Origin of the sequence: Neoalteromonas arenosi (assembly GCF_030362855.1) — a bacterium.
In the GTDB taxonomy this organism is placed as follows: Bacteria; Pseudomonadota; Gammaproteobacteria; order Enterobacterales; family Alteromonadaceae; genus Alteromonas_E; species Alteromonas_E arenosi.
Window position 1 is genome coordinate 291,250 of record NZ_JAUCBP010000013.1, and the last position, 20,080, is coordinate 311,329.

Genomic DNA, 20,080 nt, shown 5'->3' on the forward strand with positions numbered 1-20,080 from the left:
AATTAGATTTCTTCGAGCTGCAGTAAATGTTGGGTAATCTCTGGCCACACCAATTGGTTGATTTCCTCCTGAAGGGCTCGACTGCTATCTGAATGCTGTAGAGTGCCATCATCAGTTGATTCTACCAGCCCCTGTTCACGTAGGGCGGTGACTAAGCAACTAAATACGTTCTTGTCATAAAACTCTGGCGAGCTCATGCCGTAAAGTGAGGATAAACGCTCTGCAATAGTTCGAGAGACTTTTTCTAGTTGGCCGCGTGAAATGGTTTTGGCGATTTCTAATGCGCGTAAAACTACGGCGTAACGCTGAACCGTCTCCTGCATAGCACGGCTTAATAGCCAAGCCGAATGGAAGTGCTCGGAACCGCGCTCTGGAGGCATTAGCTTGCGTCCCTTTTGGTTTAGTAATCCCTGTTCTTTTAACTGCATAATCAGGCGTTCGCAATAATCACAGGCTGACTCTGTATCCATGTACAAAAATAACTCCTTTTGCAACATAGGGTAGAGTTCAATTAGCAGGCGAAGAAGTTTAGCCTTCTCAATACCATTATTAGCAAACACGATCGTCATGATCATGCCGGGTAAAGCAAACAAATGAAGAATATTATTGCGGTAGTAGGTTAAGGTTACTGCTTGATTCTCTTGTGGCGAGATCAGTACACCGTATTTATCATCCACAACAGACAAACGCTTTAACTTCAAGGTGTCTTCCAGCATTTCTTCAGCGCGTTTGTCACTCAATGTCGAGTCGGCGCTAAACGGTACTTCTTGGAGCAACGCTAAATAGTCATTCATGGCTTTCACGAGTTCGGCTTTCGTCATAGTTTTTGTTTTGGATGACAACAAGCACATACTTACCAATGCCATACCATTGACAGCCGCTGCTTTATTGATACGGAGCATGACGCGATTTGCAAGTTCGTTAACAGTGGGTGTTAACCACGATGGTTTTTTGTCCGCTGGTTGGTCTTGACTGTCACGCCATTGGGGGGCGTACTCGTCGAGGAACTGATTCAGCTGTAAAGGCTCACCGAAGTTCACGTAGCCATGACCATAGTTTTTGAGCTTGCGTACCGCTGACAGAATTTGTAGCGGTGATTCTTTTTTCTTATTCCCACCGGTCAGTTCTTTGAGGTAGCTCTTAACTTCCATCACGTGTTCATAGCCGATATAAACTGGGACGATACTTACTGGACGTTTAACGCCTTTTAGCATCGCTTGTAATGTCATTGCCAGCATGCCGGTTTTAGGTGGGATAAGGCGGCCGGTGCGGCTGCGGCCTCCTTCAGGGTAATACTTGACCGAATAACCTTTATTAAACAGTAGTTCTAAGTATTCGCGAAAGACCGCCGTATAGAGTTTATTGCCGGCAAAACTGCGGCGTAAGAAGAATGCTCCCGCGCGGCGGAAAATCTTACCTACGGGCCAAAAGTTTAGGTTAATACCTGCAGCAATATGTGGTGTTACCATGCCTTCATGGTAGATCACGTAGGTTAGCAGTAAATAATCCATGTGACTGCGATGGCAAGGAACATAGATAATTTCATGACCATTTTGGGCTAAATCTCGGATCCGTTTGGCATGGCCAACACTGATACCGTTGTAAATTTTATTCCAAATCCGAGTCAGCACGCGGTCGCCAATGCGAATTAGCCCCTCTCGATAATCGCCGGCAATTTCATCAATGTACTTCTGTGCGCTTTGCTTGGCCTCTTCAGGTGTGACGCCCTTACTTTTAATCTCGTCTTGAATGGCCAGCTTAACGGCGTCAGAACCCAATACCGAATTATTCAGTTCACTGCGTTCCAATAGTGTAGGGCCCGTCAGTGACTGACGCTTGCGATGAAAGTGAGTATTCGCCACGCGGATGAGCTTTTGTGCAATCTGATGGTCGCTGCCGTGCTGCTGGACCATTGAGCGCGTAGATACAGCGCGTGAAAAACTGACAAAGTTATCGCGCCCGAGGAATAACACGATGAAGAACTTGCGTAACCAGCTGGGAGACGCTTGATCGGCAATTAAATCGGCCCAACCTGGTGTACCTTTACCTGGAGCTCGGCCCCAAGTGATATACACGGGCAAGACTTGAAAATCCAAATCGGTATGAACCCGGTGCAACTGAAACATATTGGTAAATACATCAATAGTATCTGTTTGCTTGGCGGCACTTCTAAATACGGGTTTAGGGCGGCGGAGGAAAAGACTGCGAGGCAGCATCACATGATCAGTTTCAAATTTACCGGTGGGCTCGGGCAGCCCTAAACGCTTACAGACAAATTTTAACGCCAATTGATCAGTCACAGAGTCAGTCTGTAACAAATACATAATGGGTTTAGTCTTTACTAGGCCAAGCTCAGCTTCAACATCTGCAGGAATGCTTTTTGATCTTACTAGAAGTTTCACTGGCCAGTGAAAACAAGCGGATAGGCTATTGCGAAGCCAAGACATGCGGTATCCAAATGATTATTTAACACCTGTTAATATTATCATGCTGCTAAAACATTTGCTTTATCTTAGATTCACTCGCATGCTGAGGAGGGTTTTTCTTGCGACGAATGAGAGTCATAAAAATAGTGTTACCGATTTTACACAAGCGTTTGCAGCATCTGTATGTACTTAGCTTACTATTTTTTGGCGGTGTGTGCTCGTCAGCGCTACACGCTGAAGAGGAAGGTGATTGGTACTCCGGATCGGCAGGCATTATGGGCACCAACATATACGCTGAAGTCTGGGCGCAAACGCCACAGCGTGGTCAATTGGCATTAGATACGGTATTTGCAGAAATGCATCGTATCAATGAACTTATGAGTCCATATATTGAATCGAGCGAACTTTCATTGATCAATCGTCAGGCCGGCAGTGAAGCTGTGGTCATTTCGGCTGAAATGTTTGACTTACTGAGACGCGCTCAATGGTTTTCTGAAAATACAGCGGGCGCCTTTGACATTACATTCGCAAGTGTTGGTTACCTCTATGACTACAGACAGAAACAGCGCCCAAATGACAGGCAAATTGCGCAATTACGCAAAGCGATCGATTATCGCTTGATTGCGTTGGATGAAGAGGCGTCTAGCATACGATTTCTGCATCCGGACGTTAAAATCGATCTGGGTGGAATTGCCAAAGGGTATGCGGTAGATAATGCCGTGTCACAGCTCTATGCATTGGGTTTTCGGCATGCCCTGGTGACAGCTGGCGGTGATACTAAGCTGCTTGGTGACAGACGAGGACGTGATTGGATTGTCGGTATTCGCGACCCACGCAATCCTGATAGGCAGGCGGTAGTGTTGCCGTTGAGTCACACTGCAATGTCGACCTCAGGTGACTATGAACGCTACTTCGAAGAAGATGGTCAGCGTTACCACCATATTCTATCTCCAAAGACCGGTGAGTCCGCAAAAGGCGTCCAGAGCGTCTCTATTATCAGTAACTCTGCAACAAACAACGACGCACTCTCCACCGCAGTATTTGTGTTAGGTGTCGAGCATGGCTTAACGTTAATCAATCAATGGCCAGACATTGATGCAGTGATAATGGATGCCGATCGCAAAATGCATTATTCCAACGGCTTGCTACAGCAACAGTAGCAGCTACTACAACAGGAGCTGAAACCCATGTTATTCAGTTTAGATGTCCTACGTGAAGCGGCAACGCGTGTACATCAAGTCCAACCGCCTACTGCACAGTATTGTTGGCCATTATTGTCTGAATACTTGGGCAGTGAAGTCTGGGTAAAGCACGAGAATCACACCGCCACGGGTGCATTTAAAGTGCGCGGTGGGATAACCTTTATGCACTGGTTGCAAACGCATCACTCAAAGTGTCGTGGCATTATCACGGCAACCCGTGGGAACCACGGGCAAAGTCAAGCAAAGGCAGCTACAGCTGCGGGGCTTTCCGCTACGATATTGGTGCCGCAGGGCAATTCAGTAGAAAAAAACGCGGCGATGCGGGCATTTGGTGGTGAGGTTATAGAACACGGCGTCGATTTCGATGAGGCACGTGTAAAGGCTGAGCAATTAGCTGCGGAGCGAGGGCTGTTCTTAGTGCCTTCCTATCACGACCACATAACGTTAGGCGTAGCGAGTTATGCGCTTGAGTTAATGGCAAACGTCGCGGATATCGATCGTATTTACGTCCCTATTGGTTGTGGCTCTGGGATTTGTGGTCTACTTGCAGTGCGCGATGCAATGGGTCTTAAGACTGAAATTATAGGTGTTGTTTCAACCGCAGCGCCGGCGGCGAAGCTATCCTTTGACGCTGGAAAAATGATAAGTACTGATACGGCGAAGACCTTTGCCGATGGTATGGCTGTGAGAGTTCCTGTGGAACAAGCATTTAACTATTACTCTAAAGGCGCGAGCCGCGTTGTCAGCGTTACCGATGACGAGGTAGCCGCCGCTATTCGTTTGTATTACACAGCCACACACAATATGGCAGAGGGTGCAGGTGCTGCGCCACTGGCCGCTGCTATGCAAGAGCGAGAACAATTAAAAGGCAAACGCGTGGCCGTAATTTTATGCGGTGGAAATATTGACACTGATTGGTTTGTTCAGGTTATGCGCGGCGAAACCCCACAAGTAAAATAAACACTAATAATGAGGTGGCGGTGTTTCTTCATCAGCACTGGCAATATTTGACTGTTGCAGCGTTTTGATTTTATCGATCACAAACTTGAGCTTGCGTTCCATATCAATCATTTGCTCCTGCTGAGTGGATAATGCTTCATTTAAGCTGTCGATAGTATGCTCTTGAAACGCTAGCTTGCTCTGTAATTCATCAATTTGCGCCTGCAAATCTTGTTTAGTCATTGTTGGGGATGCTCCATATTTCGGCTAGGCCGCTACTGCTTTCGCTTATAATGGTGGCATTATCTAGGAATCCAACAGCGTTCACGACAGCCGTGCGCAATGGCGCATTTTCATTCGGAGCCACTCGCCACTCTTGAACTTCCAAACCCGTTTGTACATCCCACAAATTTATCCGGCGAGACGGTGATCCCGTTAACAACCACTTTCCATCAGCTGAGAAAACGGCATCAGTAAAGATTTGCTGGCGGACAAAGATATCCAATTGACTGATCAATTCTCCCGTTTGTACATTCCATATTTTCGCGTTATTGGTACTATCTGCAGTAAATGCGTAGCGTCCCATGTCGTCCAATGCCACTTTAGTAACGCGCTGTGGATGCGAGAATGTATGAATAATTTGACCGTTATCTGTACTCCACAGATAGGCGACATAGTCGTTGCCCCCCGTTAAAGCGAAACGACCATTGGGCGAAATATCCACGCTATTGATTTTTTCTTGATGACCCAAGAATTCCAAGCGACGACCATTGCTGGGCTCGAAAAACATGGTTTTACCTGAGCTTCTGCCAACCAATATACCGCGCGCGTTATTACTCACAGCAATATCGCGAATTGCACTCTCATCTATCCGCCAAAAACCGATGGGCTCACCAGATTCAACGCTCCATAAAGCGAATGCTTCACGATCGGATGTCACAACGTGAGATGTATCGGCGGCGATATGGATATTGGTCACCAAATTTCGACCATCACCTTGGTGATGCCACTCATATAAACCGGTATTGGTTTCTAAATCGTAAATCTTGATACCTAGATCAACACTCGAAATAACTGCGAGAGTGCCATCGGCAGAGACATCTGCCGCCAATGCACCATCAGCACTATGCTCTAAAACCTTATCGGGGGTTGATATTGATCGACCGCAACTAGAAACTGCCGTGGTTAGCAGCGCTATTAAGCACAATCTCAACGCGTTTTTCCGGGTTATCATCCAGTTTATCTTCTCATGGGGTTTCGCTTTGGTCATACACAGATTACCATAGCACGTATGCCGCATTTTATTCTTTATAAGACTTTATCTGCGCTAAATCCAAAATAATTACAGGAGACTCATTTAATGCGATTTTCACCTATCGCCACAGTGTTGTTGGCGCTTGGCTTAGCAGCATGTCAACCACAAACATCCGACAGCGCTACCACTGACATTGGTTCAGCAACTTCTGAAGCGACGACGTCGACGATTGAAACGGCGACTGTTGCCGCAGATATAAGTGAAGAACAAAAGCACGCCTACGTAGTCGGTGCGAGCATGGGAACATACATCGCCAACCGTGCTGCGGAAGCTGAGCAGCTTGGCGTGGCTTTTTCACCCGAAGATGCACTGCAGGGGTTTAAAGACGCAATCAATGACAATGCTGCGTTTACGCTCGATGAGATGAGCCAGATTGCACAAGCTGGCGACGCATTGTTTGAACAAAAGAAGCAAGAGCCGGGTCAATTGTTCTTGGTTGAAAATGCTAAGCGTGAAGGTGTTGTGGTGACTGATTCGGGGCTTCAATATGAGGTGTTGACCGAAGGTACAGGCGCCCAGCCTACCGCTGCAGATACCGTTACGGTGCACTATCGGGGTACGTTTATCGATGGTTCTGAATTTGATTCTTCATACTCGCGCGGCGAGCCAATTTCATTTCCACTTAATGGCGTTATTCGCGGTTGGACTGAAGGTTTGCAACTGATGAAGGTGGGTTCTAAGCACCGCTTGTATATCCCATATGACCTAGCCTATGGACCACGCGGCCGTCCGGGTAGCATTCCGCCTTACTCGACCTTGATCTTTGATGTTGAATTGGTAGATATCGCTGGCAACGAGTAATAAACCCGTCAACAGATAGAATTAAGCCGGAATACCCTAAGGTTTCCGGCTTTTTTTAAGAGCACACTCCCTGCCCAGCTTGATTCCATCCCGCCAGCACTCACGACCATTCGCTGTGCGGCTTCACTCTGAATACGCATTCAGGTTTTCAAGTATCGCAACAAACTTGCTACGTATTACTAAGTATAGTTAACGGATAACATCTGATAGGAATACTTGGCTATATAAATGGGTTTTTAATAGCCTACGAGAATTTATCTATAAATTAGCGGGTTAGGAAGTACAACGTACCATGACAACGCGACCTAACTTGTAGCTTACTACGCCCAAACCAAAGCACATTAAATTGCTTAAAGCAAAGCTATTTAGCACAGCGTCTACGACAGAGGCTGCCGCTACTAAGCCTCCGGTTAGGAAAAGTAGAAAACCAACCAGCGACAACACAACACTGGCAGTTGTTTGTGGTTTCTTCCTTGAAATCAACATATGCGAATTCGGATTGTGGGATGATTTCATTTTATTGCCTCAAGTGTTGTTATTCTTATAGTGTTGATAGGCCTAAAATAGTTCAAAAATTAACCGGTTTTTTTTCTGGTGCCGACATCTAAACCGTTGACGCTTAGCACTGTTATATCACATATTATCGACAACCTTCTGAAAATTATGAATTTTAATGAGAACACCGCTAGTAACTCGTCAGGGCTATAATGCGCTGCGCGATGAATTGGATCATCTTTGGCGCGTTGAGCGTCCAGAAACCACTAAAAAAGTTACCTGGGCAGCCAGTCTAGGTGATCGCAGCGAAAATGCTGATTATCAGTACAACAAGAAGAAATTACGCGAAATCGATCGGCGCGTGCGTTATTTACGCAAGGCGTTAGAACGTTTGAAAGTGGTCGATTACGACCCCGTACAGGAGGAGAAAGTACTTTTCGGTGCCTGGTGCAAAATTGAGCGAGAGGATGGCAAAGAATTAACCGTTAGAGTCGTAGGTTACGACGAGATATTTGATCGAAAGGATTACATCTCTGTGGACAGCCCTATGGCTAGAGCGCTAGTCGGTAAGATGATTGACGACGAGGTGGTCGTCAAAACTGAGGCGGCCACAGCCTACTGGACTATCGTGGATATATGGTACGAGACCCCTAATTCTGATTAACGCGATCCAAGTATTGCATTGTTCGCGAAAAAAGACGGCCACTTAGCTTTGCAGGCCAATGACTATTTTTTATCCAGATATCAAAAATCTGAATATCTTCTTGTAACCACTAACTGAGAAGCTGATATAATTCGCGCCAGATAAAATCCGATGCAGCGCGTGCCAGAGCCGCTGTATATTGTTTTAGAGATGGATATGCTTACGAACAGAATTGCTGCTGAATTAAAAGTTGAAGCAGCTAGAATTAATGCCGCCGTAAAACTGTTAGACGAAGGGGCAACAGTCCCATTTATCGCGCGTTATCGAAAGGAAGTAACACAAGGTCTTGACGACACACAATTACGTTTTATTGAACAGCGCCTCGGGTATTTGCGCGAGCTTGAAGATCGTCGCAATGTCATCCTGCGTTCAATCAGCGAGCAAGGTAAACTTACCCCCGAGCTAAAAACAAAAATTGCCACTGCCGACAGTAAGACTGAATTGGAGGACTTGTATCTTCCCTATAAACCCAAGCGTCGCACCAAAGGGCAAATAGCGATTGAAGCGGGGTTATTATCACTAGCCGAAGCACTTTACGAAGATCACAACCTGGATCCTGAAGAACAAGCGCGAGAATACGTCAATAGTGAATCCGGTATTAATGATGCGAAAGCCGCTCTAGAGGGCGCGCGATATATTTTGATTGAGCGTTTTGCCGAAGACGCGGAGCTCCTAGCAAAAGTGCGACAGTATCTAATCAAAGAGGCCTTCATCCAAAGCCAAGTTGTCGCAGGTAAAGAAACCGAAGGCGCGAAATATAAAGATTACTTTGCCCATAGCGAAAAGCTGATGCAAACGCCTTCGCATCGCGCACTCGCAATGTTCCGCGGACGCAACGAGGGCATCTTACAGCTAAAAATGGATGCTGACCCGCAAAGTGAGAGCAATACCTCGTCTTTTTGTGAAACCTTAATTGCTAGTCATTTGTGTTTTCAACATCAAGGACGTGCAGGTGATGATTGGTTCCAGCAGGTGGTTCAATGGACGTGGCGTATTAAGTTGCAATTACACCTTGAAACCGAGTTGTTCGCGGCACTTCGCGAAACGGCAGAATCGAGCGCTATTGACGTGTTTGCAAAGAACTTAAAAGACTTACTCATGGCTGCACCAGCGGGCACAAAAACGACTTTAGGGTTAGATCCCGGCTTGCGAACAGGCGTAAAGATGGCTGTAGTCGATGGCACAGGTAAGGTCTTGCATACGGGAACAATATTCCCACATGCACCACAAAAGCAATGGGAAAAGTCAGTTAGAACTCTCGAAACCGTGTGTCAGCAGTACAAAGTTGATTTGATCAGTGTCGGCAATGGTACGGGGTCGCGAGAAACCGACGCCTTAGTGGCAGAAATGCTGAAGAAGTCGGGCGCTGATATTCAAAAAGTCATGGTAAGCGAAGCCGGCGCATCGGTTTACTCAGCGTCTGAACTGGCAGCCAATGAATTACCTGGCATGGATGTCTCTTTGCGCGGTGCTGTTTCGATAGCGCGTCGACTTCAAGATCCACTTGCGGAGCTGGTGAAAATTGAGCCGAAAGCGATCGGTGTGGGTCAATACCAACACGATGTCAGTCAAAGTCATTTGGGGCGCGCACTCGATAATACGATTGAAGATTGTGTAAATGCGGTTGGTGTTGACTTAAATACCGCATCGCCAGCACTGCTTAGTTATGTCTCGGGTTTAAACAAAACATTGGCGTCCAACATCGTTGCTTTTCGCGACCAACAAGGGCGTTTCAGTAACCGGTTGCAGCTCAAGCAAGTCGAGCGCTTGGGGCCTAAGGCCTTTGAGCAGGCGGCGGGATTCTTGCGTATTGCTAACGGCGATAATCCTCTAGATGCAAGTGCGGTTCACCCTGAGTCATACCCTGTGGTAGACAAGATCATCGACCTCACTAAAGCTGCAGTGAATGATATTGTTGCTAACCCTCAGATACTCAACACAATTGATGCGAAACAATTGGTTGATGAGAATGTCGGGGAGTTAACCGTAGCGGATATTATTGAAGAGCTTAAAAAGCCCGGTCGCGATCCTCGCCCAGAGTTTAAAACCGCGACGTTCAAAGAAGGTATTAATACCATTGATGACCTGCAGCCGGGGATGATTCTGGAAGGGGTTGTCAGTAATGTCGCTAATTTTGGCGCGTTTGTTGATGTTGGTGTTCACCAAGATGGATTGGTGCATATTTCGGCATTGACGAATAAGTTTATTAAGGACCCGCGCGAGGTTGTTAAAGCCGGCGATATCGTCAAGGTGAAAGTGCTTGAAGTGGACGTCGCGCGCAAACGCATTGCGTTCACTATGCGCCTCGATGATACGCCAGCTGCAAAGCAACCTGGCAACTCCAAACCGCAAGCAGCCAAAGGGAATAGTCGGCCTAAGCACAGTAAATCAGCACCAGCGAATGCTGCCATGGGTAATGCATTTGCTGATGCGTTTGCTAAGGCTAAGAAAGGTTAGTCATCGAATGTTGGGGGCGTTTAACATGGACAAGTTAAACGCCATTAACACTTAATCGCCACCTAATATTTGCACTTGTGCGATATCAGTGTCACCTTTGATGACTTTGTAGATGGCATCTTGGACAAGGGTTCGCATGCCATCTTTCATCGCTTGGTCCTTCATTTCAGACACCGATGACTCTTTGTAGACCAAAGAACGCAATTCTGGTGTCATACCTAGTAACTCGTGCACGCCGGTACGCCCTTTATATCCAGTGTCACCGCATGTTTCACAACCTTTGCCGCGACATAAAGTGGGCTTACCTTGAATGCCTAACTCATCTAGATACTCTTCGCCGTATTGTCGCTTAATAAAATTGTATTCATCGTCAGTAGCTGTGTACTCTTCTTTGCAATCCGGACACAGAGTTCGAATCAATCGCTGGGCGAGAATACCGACGCAGGCATCAGAGAAGTTGACGGGATCTAAACCTAAATCAAGTAGACGCGTAATGGTTTCAGGTGCAGAGTTAGTGTGCAGTGTCGACAGTACTAAGTGCCCGGTCAAAGATGCTTCGATACCAGCATGAGCGGTTTCCTTATCACGCATCTCACCAATTAGAATGATGTCTGGGTCGGCCCGTAAAAAAGCGCGTAGCGCGTTGGCAAAAGTAAAGCCGATTTTGGGACTGACCTGCACTTGCTGGAGTCCTGCTTGAGTAATTTCGACAGGATCTTCTGCTGTCCAAATCTTCTTCTCAGGCGTATTTAAGTAACCGAGAATGGCATGCAATGTCGTTGTCTTACCTGAACCGGTCGGTCCCACAACAAGCAAAATACCGTGCGGTTTTTTGATCATCTCTTCAAGTCGACGACGATTACTCGGCGCTACGTTCATTTTGTCAATTGGCATGGCGCCACCCGACGCCAATATACGCATAACAACGCCTTCGCCAGCAACCGTCGGTATGGTCGCCACCCGGACTTCAACTAATTGCCCGCCCATCCTAAACGCCAGTTTACCGTCTTGGGGCACGCGCTTTTCGGCGATGTTCAAGTTCGACATGATCTTGATCCGAGCAATCACGGCATTGTGGTGTGAAGCGGGTACTTGGTTTATATCTCGGCAAACACCGTCAACCCGCATTCGCACCCGAGTGGGACCGCTTTTTTCAGGGTCAATATGAATGTCCGAAGCGTTCAATCGCTTAGCATCATGAAGAATCCGACTTACCAGACGCACAACCGCAGGGGCATCATCCGATAACTCGTCCACGGATTCGTCACTTTCCTCGGCTGATGTTCCAATCTCATCGAGGATCTCGTTCATTTCACCCGGGGCACCGCCGCCAGTACCTTCGCCAAGGTACTGCAGGATCTGATTAGGGATACCCACCGCAATTTCATAGCTATCGATGCCCAGAGCTCGCTCGATTTCCATTAATAGTGCGGCGTTATTAGGCTCCGCCATCAACACAATAATATTTTCATTTGCGTCGGCAACCACAGCGACACAATTGCGCTTTAAGTAACTGCTATTTAATTTACTGTCACTTTGGTACAGGTGATACTTGTCCGGTAAGTAGCCTATGAAGGGGACTTGGAAATGCACGGATAGGGCAGTACCGATATGCTCATCTGAAATGCGTTGTTCGGATTGTAAGCGTTGGACCAGCTGGCGGTGGTCATTACTGCTTTCGGTAAGCTCTTTAAGATTGCGTTCGCTAATTTTGTCCAAATGCACTAGGTAGTCGAACGGCGCACTGGTTCCACCCAATTCGAAGCGAAACTTTGCACCGATCTTATCTGCCAGTTGTTCTGCGGTTTTTAAGTCTGTGTCGTCAAATGACCCTGACTGCTTATTGATTATTTGCAGTACACCCATCATTACACCAGCGTTGAGAATCGGTACGCAGAGAATGTTTTGCGTTTTAAACGTACTATTTTTATCGAACTTATCGGCGAAACGCAGGCGCGGATGGATGTTGGTTAGTTCAAAGCTGTCATAGGGATCATTAATGATAAGTGGAAGTTGCGACAGAGCCACATAACCGGCGATTGAAAGCGGACTTATAGGGACCTTAATCTCCTTAGTCTCTTTACCTGTCTTAAATCGAGCAACCAAGTCTTGGTGCTGCAACCGGCGTTGAAAAATACTCATGCGCTCGGCCTTCAGTAACTCAAGAATCATCGATTCGAGCTCGGAGTATGCATCCATCAGTGGAGACTGCCGCGCTAAGAGTTCGTTAATCTTAGAAAAACCTTGCTCGAGGGTGTCACTCGCTAACATATAACTGCCAAACTTTTCACTATGGGGCTACATTATAAAGTTTTACGCAAAAAGTCACTGACCTTAGTGATTATTTAACGCCTGACCATACCTAGGGTTAAACCAAGCGTCGACTATGGGGTTCTCGAGTTTGCATGATCGCATTGGAGTAAGAGTGGGTTTGGCACGGTTTGTTGTTTAGCACTGTTCAAGTTAGCTGGAATGCCCTATGCTATTTACATAATCTGACCAAGGAGAATCACCAGAATGTCATTGGATATCAATATTGAATTAAATGATAGCGATCTTGAGCACTTTAAATCCCTCATGACCGCCGCTATAGAAAAGGCGAAAGGGTTGCCCGCAGAACAAATTATTTCTCAGGCACAAGCCGTGTGTGCTGAAATGGAGCAAGCCCGTGTTCCTGATTTTGTTGCGTCAAGAATGGTGTCGTTAGAAATGCTAATTCAAGCGGTACAAGACGAAGATTGGCAAATGCCTGAAGACGAAAAGGTTGAAGTTTTAACCTCATTGGCTTACTTCGCTGAGCCACATGACCTGGTGCCTGATAATGTGCCTGGTTTAGGTTATCTTGATGATGCAATTATGATTGAGTTAGTGATTCGTGACTTGTCACAAGATTTACAAGCTTACCAAGCGTTTTGCGCTTATCGAGCCACGGAAGAGCGCCGTCGTGAAGGCACAGTGAATGTTGACCGCGAAACATGGTTAGCCGAGAAACGCACTGAGTTGCGCTCGCGCTTGCGTCGCAATAAGAGCACGTCTGGCCGTCGCCGCGTATTCTCACGCATCATGTAAACTGGTTCGGGGTCAGAGTAAAATAGGTCAACCGTTTTACTCTGACTGCGGCTAATTCGCCCAAAACGGCGATTATTTCTACATTCCCCCTTGCAATTATCTCTTAGCTCTATATAATTCGCGCCCACTTGTCCTTGTGGACATAGATTTTCTGCCGTTGTAACACTGCTTTTAGGGTTACAGCCAAAGCCTTAACGGAACTGAGTAAGGTGGGCGTGTAGGGGGTCGAAACAGGGTTCCGAATGGGAACTATCGGTTTACGCACATCTTTTTTGCAGATACGAACTGCAAGAAGGATGAATTTTTTTGTTCTTTCGATTGGAGCTTAATCGATGCCAAATCAAAGAATTCGTATTCGTTTAAAAGCGTTTGATCACAAGTTGATCGATCAGTCTACGGCTGAGATCGTTGAAACAGCGAAACGTACTGGTGCTCAGGTAAGCGGTCCTATTCCTTTACCTACTCGCAAAGAACGCTACACAGTATTGATTTCTCCGCACGTCAACAAAGACGCGCGTGACCAATATGAAATCCGTACTCACAAGCGTTTGGTGGATATCATTGAGCCTACAGATAAAACTGTAGACGCTCTAATGAGATTGGACTTGGCTGCCGGCGTTGATGTTCAAATCAGCCTGGGCTAATAGAAGAGGGTTATAACAATGACGATTGGTATTGTCGGTCGTAAAGTAGGCATGACTCGCATCTTCACTGAAGATGGCGTTTCGATCCCTGTGACTGTTATTGAAGCAACCCCTAACCGCGTGACTCAATTGCGCTCAGACGAAACTGATGGCTACCGTGCATTGCAGGTAACTACCGGTGAGAAGAAAGCAAATCGCGTTAACAAAGCGGCCGCTGGTCACTTTGCTAAAGCAGGCGTTGAAGCCGGCCGTGGTTTGTGGGAATTCCGTCTTGATGCCAACGAAGGCACTGACATTGAAGTAGGCAGTGAGTTAACTGTTGAACAATTCAACGATACTAAGAAAGTAGACGTTGTAGGTACTTCAAAAGGTAAAGGGTTTGCGGGCGTTATTAAACGTTGGAACTTCAGTTCTCAACGTATGACCCACGGTAACTCATTGTCGCACCGTGCACCTGGTTCAATTGGTCAAAACCAATCACCAGGTAAAGTATTCAAAGGCAAGAAAATGGCTGGCCAACTTGGCAACAAGCAAGTCACCACACAGTCTTTGGAACTAGTACGCGTAGACGCAGAAAACAACCTATTGTTGGTTAAAGGCACGGTTCCTGGCGCAACTGGCGGTGACGTCATTGTTAAGCCAGCAGTCAAAGCCTAACGTCTGGGGAGTTAAGTGATGGAATTAGCATTGAAAGACGCCAAAGGCGCTCTTGAAGTATCCGAAGCGACCTTTGGACGTGAATACAACGAAGCCTTGGTTCACCAAGTCGTTGTAGCTTACGGCGCAGGTGCTCGTCAGGGTACAAAAGCTCAGAAGACACGTTCAGAAGTACGCGGTGGTGGTAAGAAGCCATGGCGTCAAAAAGGCACTGGTCGCGCACGTGCTGGTACAATCCGTAGCCCAATTTGGGTCGGCGGTGGCCGCGCATTCGCTGCTAAGCCTCGTGATCACGAGCAAAAGGTCAATAAAAAGATGTACCGTGGTGCTGTTAAAAGCATCCTTTCAGAATTGGTACGTCAAGACCGTCTAGTAGTTGTTGAAAGCTTTGGCGTTGATTCACCAAAGACTAAAGGTCTACTAGCTAAATTAAACGAGCTTGAATTAAAAGACGTTTTAATCGTAACACCTGAAGTTGATGAGAACTTGTTCTTGTCTGCTCGTAACCTCTACAAAGTAGATGTTCGCGATGTACAAGGTGTTGATCCGGTCAGCTTAATTGCGTTTGAAAAAGTGCTAATGACTGCTGACGCAGTTAAGCAACTTGAGGAGGCGTTAGCATGAACCAGGAACGTCTATTAAAAGTGTTGCTTGCTCCACATGTGTCTGAGAAATCAACACTTGCGGCAGAAGCGAATAACACAGTTGTTTTTAAAGTTGTTAAAGACGCCAACAAAGCTGAAATTAAAGCTGCTGTTGAATCTTTGTTCGAAGTAGAAGTGAATTCTGTTCGCACTGTAAACGTTAAAGGTAAAACTAAGCGTCATGGTGCCCACTTCGGTAAGCGTAGCGATTGGAAGAAAGCTTACGTTGTACTGAAAGACGGTCAAGAAATCGACTTCGTCGGCGGCGCAGAGTAAGAAGGGGATTAGACATGCCATTATTGAAAGCTAAGCCAACTTCTGCCGGACGTCGTCATGTTGTTCAGGTCATTAATCCTGATCTACACAAGGGTGCACCACACGCGCCTTTGCTAGAAAAGAACAGCAAGTCTGGTGGTCGTAACAACGGTGGTCGCATTACAGTGCGCCACATCGGTGGTGGTCACAAGCATCACTATCGTGTAATTGATTTTAAACGCAATAAAGACGGTATCCCTGCGAAGATCGAACGTTTGGAATATGATCCAAACCGCTCGGCTAACATCGCATTGGTATTGTACGCAGACGGTGAACGTCGTTACATCCTTGCGCCTAAAGGTGCAAAAGCTGGTGATGCAGTGCAATCAGGTTCTGATGCACCCATCAAAGCGGGTAACGCAATGCCTATGCGTAACATTCCTGTAGGTACTACCGTTCACGCCATTGAAATGAAGCCTGGTAAAGGTGCTCAAATCGCTCGCTCAGCTGGTGCATATGCCCAGATCCTAGCGCGTGATGGAGCTTACGTTACCTTGCGTCTTCGCTCTGGCGAAATGCGTAAAGTATTAGCAGATTGTCGCGCCACTATCGGTGAAGTCGGCAACGCTGAACACATGCTACGTTCACTTGGTAAAGCTGGTGCTAACCGCTGGCGTGGTGTTCGTCCGACAGTTCGTGGTGTTGCCATGAACCCGGTTGATCACCCACACGGTGGTGGTGAAGGCCGTACTTCTGGAGGCCGTCATCCGGTATCTCCATGGGGTGTGCCTACCAAGGGTAAGAAAACCCGTAGTAACAAGCGTACAGATAAGCTTATCGTACGTCGTCGTAACAAGTAATAGCGAGGATTCACCATGCCACGTTCTCTCAAGAAAGGTCCTTTTATTGACCTTCACTTGCTGAAGAAGGTAGAGGCTGCAGTGGAAAAGAACGAGCGTCGTCCAATTAAAACTTGGTCACGCCGTTCAATGATTATTCCAGATATGATTGGTTTAACCATTGCAGTCCATAACGGTCGCCAGCACGTTCCTGTATTAATCAGTGACGAAATGGTTGGCCATAAGTTGGGCGAATTTGCGCCAACGCGCACTTACCGCGGCCATGTCGCGGATAAGAAAGCGAAACGTTAAGGGGAAGAAGATGGAAGCATTAGCTAAACACCGTTTTGCCCGTACGTCAGCTCAAAAAGCACGTTTGGTAGCAGATCAGATTCGCGGTTTGCACGTTGAAAAGGCACTTGAGTTATTAACTTATAGTCCTAAGAAAAGTGCAGCATTGGTCAAAAAAGTACTTGAGTCTGCAATTGCTAACGCAGAGCATAACGAAGGTGCTGATATTGACGAATTGACCGTTGCCAAAATCTATGTTGACGAAGGCCCAACGATGAAGCGGATCAAGACACGTGCAAAAGGCCGTGCTGATCGTATTTTTAAGCGTAGCAGTCACATTACTGTGGTTGTAGCGGATAACTAGGAGTAGAGAATGGGACAGAAGGTACATCCTACAGGTATACGCCTGGGTATCAGCAAGCCATGGACATCTACCTGGTACGCGAATACTGCAGAGTATGCAGACAACTTGTTTAACGATCACGAAGTTCGTAAGTATCTAACTAAACAGTTGAAGAACGCTTCACTTTCTAAAATCGTTATCGAGCGTCCTGCGAAGAGCATCCGTGTGACAATTCACACAGCTCGTCCAGGTGTTGTTATCGGTAAGAAAGGTGAAGACGTAGAGAAGCTTCGTAATCACGTATCTAAGCTAGCCGGCGTGCCAGCTCAGATCAATATTGCAGAAGTCCGTAAGCCAGAGCTTGATGCACAGCTAGTTGCTGACAGTATCTCAAGCCAGCTTGAGCGTCGTGTTATGTTCCGCCGTGCGATGAAGCGCGCCGTACAAAACGCAATGCGCTTAGGTGCAAAAGGTATCAAAGTCGAAGTTAGCGGTCGTCTAGGGGGCGCAGAAATCGCACGTAGCGAGTGGTATCGTGAAGGTCGTGTACCTTTGCACACATTCCGTGCTGATATCGATTACGCAACTTCAGAAGCGTTGACTACTTACGGAATCATTGGCGTTAAAGTCTGGATCTTCAAAGGCGAAGTATTAGGTGGTTTACCTGCAGCAAATGCAGTTGAGCAACCAGCAGCGCCGAAGAAAAAAGGCCGCAACGCTAAGCGAGAGGGCTAATCATGTTACAACCAAAGCGTACGAAATTTCGTAAAATGCATAAAGGGCGTAACCGTGGTATGGCTATTGCCGGTGGTAAAGTTAGTTTCGGTACATACGGCCTTAAGGCAGTAGCGCGCGGTCGTATGACTGCTCGTCAAATCGAAGCGGCTCGTCGTGCAATGACTCGTCACGTTAAGCGTCAAGGTAAAATCTGGATCCGCGTTTTCCCTGATAAGCCAATTACTGAGAAGCCTCTTGAGGTTCGTCAAGGTAAAGGTAAGGGTAACGTTGAGTACTGGGTATGCCAAATTCAACCGGGTCGCGTGCTATATGAAATGGAAGGTGTTCCAGAAGAACTAGCTCGTGAAGCGTTTGCATTGGCTGCGGCAAAATTGCCATTTAAGACAACCTTTGTAACTCGGACGGTGATGTAATGAATGCGACTGAACTAAAAGCAAAGAACGTAGAAGAGTTGAACGAAGAGCTAGTAAGCCTTCTTAAAGAGCAATTCAACCTACGTATGCAGTATTCAACTGGTCAGCTTGAGAAAACTGACCAATTGAAGAAAGTGCGTCGTAACATCGCGCGTGTAAAAACCATTCTGACTGAAAAGGCTAAAAGCTAATGACTGAACAAAAAATTCGTACAGTACAAGGTCGTGTGGTAAGCAACAAAATGGATAAAACCATTACTGTTATGGTAGAGCGTTTCGTTAAACACCCAATCTATGGGAAGTTTATCAAGCGTTCAACTAAGCTACACGCACACGATGAGACTAACCAGTGCAATGAAGGTGACGTAGTAACTATTACTGAATGTCGCCCTCTATCTAAGTCTAAGACTTGGAAATTGGTTGATGTCGTAACTAAAGCTGCAGAATAAGCAATTATTCACATAAGCATTAAAAAAGGCCGCAAATGCGGCCTTTTTTGTATGTGCTGTAAACACTATTTGTGGCGCTGATCCAAAATAACTGGGCCACTGCCATACTTAGCCAGGCTATCTTCCGGGTTGTAAAGCGGACAGCTCTTCAGTGACAAGCACCCACAACCAATACAACCGTCTAAACTATCTCTAAGCCTCTGTAGGGCATTTATACGTTCGTCTAGCTCCTGCTGCCAACGCTTTGATAGTTGTTGCCAGTCACGCTTGGTCGGCGTACGTCCGTCAGGTAATGTGGCGAATGCAGCTTTTATGCTATCGAGACTAACCCCGAGTTTTTGCGCGGCTTTGATGACTGAAATTCGGCGCAGTATCTCGGGGTGATAACGGCGTTGATTGCCGGTATTCCGCGTACTGTAAATTAGGCCTTTCTCCTCGTAGAAATGACACGTTGAAACCTTTACGCCACTGCGTTTTGCTAGCTGGCCAACACTGAGTACACGTTCACCCATAGATTTCTCAAAAAAGTACTTTACCTCAACCCTACTTGAGGTTTTAGCCTATTTGTTATCGATTCACAAGGAGATAAACAAATGAGACTTGAACACATCAATATGGTTGTCAGCGATATGGATGAAACACTGAGGTTTTACAGTGCGGCCTTCCCGCATTGGATTATTCGGATGCGCGGAATGGCTAATTGGTATGGTGTACAGCGCCAGTGGTTGCACTTTGGTGATGATTATAATTACTTAACTTTTAACGATAGCGGCAAAAGCACGCCCAGAGATCTGCACAGTAATGATTTGGGTATTGCCCACCTAGGTTTTGAAATTAATAACTTAGCTGCACTGCGCGAGCGGATGGCGGTAGTCGGTTTTACTCCGTCACATACCGGTGCCGAGCATCCGCATCGGCGCAATACATACTACATCGACCCGAATGGTGTAGAGGTAGAGTTCGTTGAATACCTTTCCGATATTCCTGCACAGCGCAATCAAAGTGAAGAGATATAGAGCGATGAATATGAATCAAGTGATTATGAATAGCACTGATATTGAAAAATCGAAGCAGTTTTACTCAGCCTTAGGGTTTACCCTTATTGTTGCTACCGAGCATTACTTGCGCTTTGCGTGTCCTGACAATGGTGCAACATTTTCATTGTCGCTTGCTGACAAGGCCAGCGACGGAATGAAAGTGTACTTTGAAGAGCCAGACTTAGACCGCAAAGTGGCTGAGCTAGAGCAACATGGTTTTGTGTTTGAACACGGTCCTGAAGATAAGCACTACTTGTGGCGTGAAGCCGAACTTTGCGACCCCTCGGGCAATAAGCTGGTACTGTATTGGGCGGGTGATAACCGGCTAAACCCACCCTGGCGCGTGAGCGCCGAGTAACTAGCG

Annotated in this window: 25 protein-coding genes; 19 read left to right on the forward strand and 6 right to left on the reverse strand. The window is 46.7% G+C overall.

Translation table 11 applies throughout. The features are described 5' to 3' along the window. Nucleotides 1–2: 2 nt before the first annotated feature. Complete coding sequence (gene plsB / locus QTP81_RS16705; protein WP_289367089.1) at nt 3–2,447, reverse strand: glycerol-3-phosphate 1-O-acyltransferase PlsB; 2,445 nt, start codon at nt 2,445–2,447, stop codon at nt 3–5. A gap of 107 nt (nt 2,448–2,554) precedes the next feature. Here plsB and QTP81_RS16710 point away from each other — a divergent pair, with 107 nt between their 5' ends. Both QTP81_RS16710 and QTP81_RS16715 read left to right on the forward strand, forming a co-directional pair. Then, nucleotides 2,555–3,586, forward strand: coding sequence for an FAD:protein FMN transferase (locus QTP81_RS16710; protein WP_289367215.1), 1,032 nt, complete (start codon nt 2,555–2,557; stop codon nt 3,584–3,586). Nucleotides 3,587–3,613: 27 nt separating this feature from the next. After that, nucleotides 3,614–4,588: a threonine dehydratase gene (locus QTP81_RS16715; RefSeq protein ID WP_289367090.1), complete on the forward strand. Its 975-nt coding sequence runs from the start codon at nt 3,614–3,616 to the stop codon at nt 4,586–4,588. A 3-nt stretch (nt 4,589–4,591) separates the two neighbouring features. On the opposite strand, the gene QTP81_RS16720 is transcribed toward QTP81_RS16715, so the two are convergent. Beyond that, nucleotides 4,592–4,810: a SlyX family protein gene (locus tag QTP81_RS16720; protein WP_289367091.1), complete on the reverse strand. Its 219-nt coding sequence runs from the start codon at nt 4,808–4,810 to the stop codon at nt 4,592–4,594. Further along, nucleotides 4,803–5,801 carry a WD40 repeat domain-containing protein gene (locus QTP81_RS16725; protein WP_434533003.1) on the reverse strand — a complete coding sequence of 333 codons (999 nt, stop codon included), beginning with the start codon at nt 5,799–5,801 and terminating at the stop codon, nt 4,803–4,805. Before QTP81_RS16725 ends, QTP81_RS16720 begins: the two co-directional genes overlap by 8 nt. 126 nt (nt 5,802–5,927) lie before the next feature. Between QTP81_RS16725 and bamJ the strand changes: the two genes are divergently transcribed. Further along, nucleotides 5,928–6,683 (forward strand): BamJ family beta-barrel-assembly machinery protein, encoded by a 756-nt coding sequence (gene bamJ / locus QTP81_RS16730; RefSeq protein WP_289367096.1) that lies wholly within the window; start codon nt 5,928–5,930, stop codon nt 6,681–6,683. Between the two features lie 273 nt (nt 6,684–6,956). Here bamJ and QTP81_RS16735 read toward each other — a convergent pair whose 3' ends face one another. Continuing rightward, nucleotides 6,957–7,199: a hypothetical protein gene (locus QTP81_RS16735; protein ID WP_289367099.1), complete on the reverse strand. Its 243-nt coding sequence runs from the start codon at nt 7,197–7,199 to the stop codon at nt 6,957–6,959. Nucleotides 7,200–7,356: 157 nt separating this feature from the next. On the opposite strand from QTP81_RS16735, the gene greB reads away from it, so the two are divergent. After that, nucleotides 7,357–7,842, forward strand: a complete 486-nt coding sequence (gene greB / locus QTP81_RS16740; RefSeq protein ID WP_289367100.1) for a transcription elongation factor GreB — start codon at nt 7,357–7,359, stop codon at nt 7,840–7,842. A 195-nt stretch (nt 7,843–8,037) separates the two neighbouring features. After that, on the forward strand, nt 8,038–10,338 hold the full coding sequence (locus QTP81_RS16745; protein WP_289367101.1) for a Tex family protein: 2,301 nt from the start codon (nt 8,038–8,040) through the stop codon (nt 10,336–10,338). A gap of 51 nt (nt 10,339–10,389) precedes the next feature. On the opposite strand, the gene QTP81_RS16750 is transcribed toward QTP81_RS16745, so the two are convergent. Next, nucleotides 10,390–12,537, reverse strand: a complete 2,148-nt coding sequence (locus QTP81_RS16750; protein WP_289367217.1) for a GspE/PulE family protein — start codon at nt 12,535–12,537, stop codon at nt 10,390–10,392. 318 nt (nt 12,538–12,855) lie between these two features. On the opposite strand from QTP81_RS16750, the gene QTP81_RS16755 reads away from it, so the two are divergent. From QTP81_RS16755 to rpsQ, 12 genes are all read left to right on the forward strand, one after another. Continuing rightward, a complete protein-coding gene (locus QTP81_RS16755) occupies nt 12,856–13,407 on the forward strand; it encodes a YkvA family protein (RefSeq protein ID WP_289367103.1) in 552 nt (183 codons plus the stop codon). 332 nt (nt 13,408–13,739) lie between these two features. Further along, nucleotides 13,740–14,051, forward strand: a complete 312-nt coding sequence (gene rpsJ / locus QTP81_RS16760) for a 30S ribosomal protein S10 (protein WP_010179497.1) — start codon at nt 13,740–13,742, stop codon at nt 14,049–14,051. An 18-nt stretch (nt 14,052–14,069) separates the two neighbouring features. Next, nucleotides 14,070–14,708 carry a 50S ribosomal protein L3 gene (gene rplC / locus QTP81_RS16765; protein WP_289367138.1) on the forward strand — a complete coding sequence of 213 codons (639 nt, stop codon included), beginning with the start codon at nt 14,070–14,072 and terminating at the stop codon, nt 14,706–14,708. Between the two features lie 18 nt (nt 14,709–14,726). Continuing rightward, the gene (rplD, locus tag QTP81_RS16770; protein ID WP_289367140.1) at nt 14,727–15,332 is read left to right on the forward strand and encodes a 50S ribosomal protein L4; all 606 of its coding nucleotides are present in this window, start codon (nt 14,727–14,729) and stop codon (nt 15,330–15,332) included. After that, complete coding sequence (gene rplW / locus QTP81_RS16775; RefSeq protein ID WP_289367142.1) at nt 15,329–15,628, forward strand: 50S ribosomal protein L23; 300 nt, start codon at nt 15,329–15,331, stop codon at nt 15,626–15,628. The genes rplD and rplW overlap by 4 nt, the downstream gene beginning before the upstream one ends. Nucleotides 15,629–15,642: 14 nt before the next feature. Then, a complete protein-coding gene (gene rplB, locus QTP81_RS16780; protein ID WP_289367143.1) occupies nt 15,643–16,467 on the forward strand; it encodes a 50S ribosomal protein L2 in 825 nt (274 codons plus the stop codon). Nucleotides 16,468–16,482: 15 nt separating this feature from the next. After that, a complete protein-coding gene (gene rpsS, locus QTP81_RS16785; RefSeq protein ID WP_100642637.1) occupies nt 16,483–16,758 on the forward strand; it encodes a 30S ribosomal protein S19 in 276 nt (91 codons plus the stop codon). A gap of 10 nt (nt 16,759–16,768) precedes the next feature. Continuing rightward, nucleotides 16,769–17,101, forward strand: coding sequence for a 50S ribosomal protein L22 (rplV, locus tag QTP81_RS16790; RefSeq protein ID WP_289367146.1), 333 nt, complete (start codon nt 16,769–16,771; stop codon nt 17,099–17,101). A gap of 9 nt (nt 17,102–17,110) precedes the next feature. Further along, complete coding sequence (gene rpsC, locus QTP81_RS16795) at nt 17,111–17,815, forward strand: 30S ribosomal protein S3 (protein ID WP_289367149.1); 705 nt, start codon at nt 17,111–17,113, stop codon at nt 17,813–17,815. A 2-nt stretch (nt 17,816–17,817) separates the two neighbouring features. After that, complete coding sequence (gene rplP, locus QTP81_RS16800) at nt 17,818–18,231, forward strand: 50S ribosomal protein L16 (RefSeq protein ID WP_289367151.1); 414 nt, start codon at nt 17,818–17,820, stop codon at nt 18,229–18,231. Then, nucleotides 18,231–18,422, forward strand: coding sequence for a 50S ribosomal protein L29 (rpmC, locus tag QTP81_RS16805; protein WP_289367152.1), 192 nt, complete (start codon nt 18,231–18,233; stop codon nt 18,420–18,422). Before rplP ends, rpmC begins: the two co-directional genes overlap by 1 nt. Beyond that, nucleotides 18,422–18,679, forward strand: a complete 258-nt coding sequence (gene rpsQ, locus QTP81_RS16810) for a 30S ribosomal protein S17 (RefSeq protein WP_289367153.1) — start codon at nt 18,422–18,424, stop codon at nt 18,677–18,679. The genes rpmC and rpsQ overlap by 1 nt, the downstream gene beginning before the upstream one ends. Nucleotides 18,680–18,744: 65 nt before the next feature. On the opposite strand, the gene soxR is transcribed toward rpsQ, so the two are convergent. Then, nucleotides 18,745–19,191 (reverse strand): redox-sensitive transcriptional activator SoxR, encoded by a 447-nt coding sequence (soxR, locus tag QTP81_RS16815; RefSeq protein WP_289367154.1) that lies wholly within the window; start codon nt 19,189–19,191, stop codon nt 18,745–18,747. A gap of 81 nt (nt 19,192–19,272) precedes the next feature. Here soxR and QTP81_RS16820 point away from each other — a divergent pair, with 81 nt between their 5' ends. Further along, the gene (locus QTP81_RS16820; RefSeq protein ID WP_289367156.1) at nt 19,273–19,695 is read left to right on the forward strand and encodes a VOC family protein; all 423 of its coding nucleotides are present in this window, start codon (nt 19,273–19,275) and stop codon (nt 19,693–19,695) included. A 10-nt stretch (nt 19,696–19,705) separates the two neighbouring features. Then, entirely contained in the window at nt 19,706–20,074 is a 369-nt protein-coding gene (locus QTP81_RS16825) for a VOC family protein (RefSeq protein ID WP_434532999.1), read from the forward strand. The last annotated feature ends 6 nt before the right edge of the window (nt 20,075–20,080 follow it).

Coding starts and splice junctions, on each gene's coding strand:
- QTP81_RS16715 (WP_289367090.1), top strand. CDS start 3,614: ATGTTATTCAGTTTAGATGTCCTACGTGAAGCGGCAACGCGTGTACAT.
- rplW (WP_289367142.1), top strand. CDS start 15,329: ATGAACCAGGAACGTCTATTAAAAGTGTTGCTTGCTCCACATGTGTCT.
- QTP81_RS16825 (WP_434532999.1), top strand. CDS start 19,706: ATGAATCAAGTGATTATGAATAGCACTGATATTGAAAAATCGAAGCAG.
- rplC (WP_289367138.1), top strand. CDS start 14,070: ATGACGATTGGTATTGTCGGTCGTAAAGTAGGCATGACTCGCATCTTC.
- QTP81_RS16745 (WP_289367101.1), top strand. CDS start 8,038: ATGCTTACGAACAGAATTGCTGCTGAATTAAAAGTTGAAGCAGCTAGA.
- QTP81_RS16735 (WP_289367099.1), bottom strand. CDS start 7,199: ATGAAATCATCCCACAATCCGAATTCGCATATGTTGATTTCAAGGAAG.
- greB (WP_289367100.1), top strand. CDS start 7,357: ATGAGAACACCGCTAGTAACTCGTCAGGGCTATAATGCGCTGCGCGAT.
- bamJ (WP_289367096.1), top strand. CDS start 5,928: ATGCGATTTTCACCTATCGCCACAGTGTTGTTGGCGCTTGGCTTAGCA.
- rpsQ (WP_289367153.1), top strand. CDS start 18,422: ATGACTGAACAAAAAATTCGTACAGTACAAGGTCGTGTGGTAAGCAAC.
- QTP81_RS16820 (WP_289367156.1), top strand. CDS start 19,273: ATGAGACTTGAACACATCAATATGGTTGTCAGCGATATGGATGAAACA.
- rplV (WP_289367146.1), top strand. CDS start 16,769: ATGGAAGCATTAGCTAAACACCGTTTTGCCCGTACGTCAGCTCAAAAA.
- rpsS (WP_100642637.1), top strand. CDS start 16,483: ATGCCACGTTCTCTCAAGAAAGGTCCTTTTATTGACCTTCACTTGCTG.
- QTP81_RS16710 (WP_289367215.1), top strand. CDS start 2,555: ATGAGAGTCATAAAAATAGTGTTACCGATTTTACACAAGCGTTTGCAG.
- QTP81_RS16750 (WP_289367217.1), bottom strand. CDS start 12,537: ATGGATGCATACTCCGAGCTCGAATCGATGATTCTTGAGTTACTGAAG.
- rpmC (WP_289367152.1), top strand. CDS start 18,231: ATGAATGCGACTGAACTAAAAGCAAAGAACGTAGAAGAGTTGAACGAA.
- rpsJ (WP_010179497.1), top strand. CDS start 13,740: ATGCCAAATCAAAGAATTCGTATTCGTTTAAAAGCGTTTGATCACAAG.
- rpsC (WP_289367149.1), top strand. CDS start 17,111: ATGGGACAGAAGGTACATCCTACAGGTATACGCCTGGGTATCAGCAAG.
- plsB (WP_289367089.1), bottom strand. CDS start 2,447: ATGTCTTGGCTTCGCAATAGCCTATCCGCTTGTTTTCACTGGCCAGTG.
- rplB (WP_289367143.1), top strand. CDS start 15,643: ATGCCATTATTGAAAGCTAAGCCAACTTCTGCCGGACGTCGTCATGTT.
- QTP81_RS16720 (WP_289367091.1), bottom strand. CDS start 4,810: ATGACTAAACAAGATTTGCAGGCGCAAATTGATGAATTACAGAGCAAG.
- QTP81_RS16755 (WP_289367103.1), top strand. CDS start 12,856: ATGTCATTGGATATCAATATTGAATTAAATGATAGCGATCTTGAGCAC.
- QTP81_RS16725 (WP_434533003.1), bottom strand. CDS start 5,801: ATGATAACCCGGAAAAACGCGTTGAGATTGTGCTTAATAGCGCTGCTA.
- soxR (WP_289367154.1), bottom strand. CDS start 19,191: ATGGGTGAACGTGTACTCAGTGTTGGCCAGCTAGCAAAACGCAGTGGC.
- rplD (WP_289367140.1), top strand. CDS start 14,727: ATGGAATTAGCATTGAAAGACGCCAAAGGCGCTCTTGAAGTATCCGAA.
- rplP (WP_289367151.1), top strand. CDS start 17,818: ATGTTACAACCAAAGCGTACGAAATTTCGTAAAATGCATAAAGGGCGT.